1 pseudogene is annotated in these 1,376 nt (G+C 40.0%); it reads left to right on the top strand.

Annotated features, from left to right (window positions below):
• Positions 1-1,376: pseudogene (locus tag ACFILA_RS09510) on the top strand (hypothetical protein); the annotation flags it as partial.

Raw genomic sequence — 1,376 nt, 5'->3', positions numbered from 1 at the left:
TTTACTGGTCTTGATGATAATATCAAGAATGTGAATGCACGGATTAAGGAAGTTTCTGAAGGGGTAGCGCAGGATTCCTTGAATTGGAGCGAGACTGCACATGCCTTTGTAGCGCGTCATGAAAAGAGCAAAGAAGAAAAAGGCAAAGCTGTAAGGACACAAGAAAACAGTAGAATTACGTTTCTAGCAAATGGTGAGATTAGCGCCAACTCAACGGATGCTGTTACTGGTAATCAACTTTATTCAATGAATCAGATATTTGCGACGTATTTTGGTGGAGGAGCAGGTTATGATAAAGATGGACAATGGAAGGCTCCAAATTTTGTAATCAAGAAAGTTAATGCAGAAGGGACAGAAAGTGAAGAAAGTTATAAGAGTGTAGCGGAAGCACTTTCTGATATTAGTAGTTCTGTCACGAATGTTCATCATGATGTAACCAATGTAGTGAGTGAAAGCCTTGTCAAGCAGGATGATGAGACGGCTCCTATCACTGTTGGTAAGGAAACAAATGGCACTGTAATTAATGTTGCAAACAAAAGCGGTGTGAAACGGGTTATTTCTGGTGTAGAGGATGCAAAAGATAATAATGATGCCGTTAACAAGGGTCAGCTTGATGCAAGTCTGAAGGAACTTTCTACCAGCCTTCAGTCTGATGATTCAGCTGTTGTTCATTACGATAAAAAAGATGGTGATAATGGCGACATTGATTACACGAGTGTGACTTTAGGTAAAGGTAAGGATGAAGGACCAGTTGCACTTCATAATGTAAAAGATGGTGTAATTTCTGAAAAGTCGCATGATGTTATCAATGGTGGTCAGCTTAATAAGATCTCACAAGATGTAGCCAAGTTTCTTGGCGGTGATGCAGCGTTTAATAATGGTGCGTTTACAGGACCGACTTATAAATTATCTAAAGTTTCTACAGAAGGTGAGGTAACAGAAGCTTCCTTTAGTGGTGTAGATACAGCGTTTACAGGGCTTGATGAGAATATTCAGAATGTTAATGCACGGATTAAAGAGGTTTCTGAAGGAGTAGCGCAGGATTCTTTATCTTGGAGTGATAAGGAAAAAGCCTTTGTAGCAAAGCATGGAGATGGATCGGAAAGAAAAAATAGCAAAATTAAGTTTCTTGAAGATGGTGCAATCTCTGCGGATTCAAGTGATGCAGTGAATGGTTCACAGCTTTTTGAGACGAATAAGACTGTTGCAACTTATTTAGGTGGTGGCGCTGAATATAAGGAAGGTCAATGGAGTGCTCCAAGCTTCAAAGTTAAGATCGTCAAAGAAGATGGCAGTGCCGTTGAAGAGCAGAGCTATGATGATGTTGCGTCTGCCTTTGCTGGTGTTGGTGATTCATTCATGAATATTCATAAAGA

This window comes from Bartonella sp. CL71SXKL (assembly GCF_042194935.1).
GTDB lineage: Bacteria > Pseudomonadota > Alphaproteobacteria > Rhizobiales > Rhizobiaceae > Bartonella.
Note: the sequence above shows the minus strand (reverse complement) of the source record. Positions and strands in the feature narration are given on the sequence as shown.